The 1,414-nt window shown below is 56.1% G+C and carries 2 protein-coding genes; both read left to right on the forward strand.

The features are described 5' to 3' along the window. Window positions 1-644, forward strand: a 644-nt coding sequence (locus tag HT737_RS10410) for a ribose-phosphate pyrophosphokinase (RefSeq protein ID WP_182402466.1), incomplete at its 5' end; no start/stop codon positions are given. A 143-nt stretch (window positions 645-787) separates the two neighbouring features. Beyond that, window positions 788-1,390, forward strand: a complete 603-nt coding sequence (locus HT737_RS10415; protein WP_007967646.1) for a 50S ribosomal protein L25/general stress protein Ctc — start codon at window positions 788-790, stop codon at window positions 1,388-1,390. Window positions 1,391-1,414: the final 24 nt, after the last annotated feature.

Consider the following 1,414-nt stretch of genomic DNA (forward strand, 5'->3'; position numbering starts at 1 on the left):
GTCCGCGTTCCGCACGTGTGGCTATCAGCGCGAAAGTCGTTGCTGACATGCTTACCGTAGTCGGCATCGACCGTGTGCTCACGGTTGATCTGCATGCTGACCAGATTCAGGGCTTCTTCGATATTCCGGTAGATAACATCTACGGCTCCCCGGTTCTGGTGGATGACATTGAAGATCAGCGCTTCGAAAACCTGATGATCGTGTCCCCGGACATTGGTGGCGTCGTGCGTGCACGTGCCGTTGCCAAATCCCTGGGCGTGGATCTCGGGATCATCGACAAACGCCGTGAGAAAGCCAATCACTCTGAAGTGATGCATATCATCGGTGATGTCGAAGGGCGTACCTGCATTCTGGTCGATGACATGGTCGATACCGCCGGCACTCTGTGCCACGCGGCCAAGGCCCTGAAAGAGCATGGCGCAGCCAAGGTCTTTGCCTACTGCACACACCCTGTGCTGTCGGGTCGGGCCATCGAGAATATCGAAAATTCCGTGCTGGACGAGCTGGTGGTGACTAACACCATCCCGCTGTCCGCTGCAGCACAAGCCTGTGCACGTATCCGTCAACTGGATATCGCACCGGTTGTTGCCGAAGCGGTTCGCCGCATCAGCAATGAAGAATCGATCAGCGCGATGTTCCGTTAAGGGCCCTGCCCTTCTCGAAATGTCTCGTTGACGAAAAGCGCCCCCGCCCCGGCATACCTGTCGGGGCGGGGCTTTTTTTGCCCATACCGTGTTTGGCGCTGGTCGCAAACGCCGCTCGGTCATGGCTATTTTGGAGATACAAAATGAACGATTTTACTCTGAATGCTGAAGTGCGTTCCGACCTGGGGAAAGGTGCGAGCCGCCGCCTGCGTCGTCTCGCCGCTCTGGTTCCAGCTGTTGTTTACGGTGGCGACAAAGCCCCTGAATCCATCAGCATGCTGGCCAAAGAAGTTGCCAAACTGCTCGAAAACGAAGCGGCTTACAGCCACATCATCGAGCTGAACGTTGGTGGCAAGAAACAAAACGTCGTGATCAAGGCACTGCAACGTCACCCGGCCAAAGGCCACGTGATGCACGCTGACTTCGTACGCGTTGTCGCTGGCCAGAAACTGACCGCTATCGTTCCTGTGCACTTCATCAACGAAGCTGCTCCAGTGAAGAAAGGCGGCGAAATCTCGCACGTTGTTGCCGAGATCGAAGTTTCCTGCCTGCCAAAAGACCTGCCTGAGTTCATCGAAGTCGACCTGGCTAACGCTGAAATCGGCACCATCGTTCACCTGTCGGACCTCAAAGCTCCTAAAGGTGTCGAGTTCGTTGCTCTGGCACACGGCGATGACAAGGCAGTAGCCAACGTCCACGCTCCACGTGTTGCTCCAGAAGCTACCGAAGAAGGCGCAGCAGAGTAATTTCACTCTGTTCGTCGGAGTGAG

Origin of the sequence: Pseudomonas sp. MD195_PC81_125 (assembly GCF_014060985.1) — a bacterium.
GTDB classification, from domain to species: domain Bacteria; phylum Pseudomonadota; class Gammaproteobacteria; order Pseudomonadales; family Pseudomonadaceae; genus Aquipseudomonas; species Aquipseudomonas parakoreensis.